Source organism: Paraburkholderia sp. SIMBA_030, from assembly GCF_046535245.1.
GTDB lineage: Bacteria > Pseudomonadota > Gammaproteobacteria > Burkholderiales > Burkholderiaceae > Paraburkholderia.
The window spans coordinates 1-265 of sequence record NZ_JAWRXB010000741.1 but is presented as its reverse complement, the minus strand read 5'-3'; the positions used below and the strand labels follow the sequence as shown (position 1 = coordinate 265).

1 pseudogene is annotated in these 265 nt (G+C 63.8%); it reads right to left on the bottom strand.

Annotated elements, in window-relative coordinates:
- A pseudogene (locus tag SB772_RS41930) lies at positions 1-265 on the bottom strand (galactose oxidase); the annotation flags it as partial.

The following is a 265-nucleotide window of genomic DNA, read 5'->3' as shown; positions in this document are numbered from 1 at the left end:
CGCGTTGCCGTTCATCGCATCGGTATCGTTCGCGCGCTTGCCGGCATCGGTCACATTGCCGTTACCCGCGGTGTCGAACCAGTGCATGGCCTGGCTCGGCCCCGCGTGGAAGACGCGTCCGTTGGCCACCGCGAACAACCACGCGTGATTGTCCGCTCGGAATATGCCTGCTGCGTCCTGCGTCAATATGTAGTCGGCGAGTATCGCGCCGTTGATTTGCCAACCCACGCCCGATGTCCACGTCTCGCCGTTCTTGCCGCCCTCC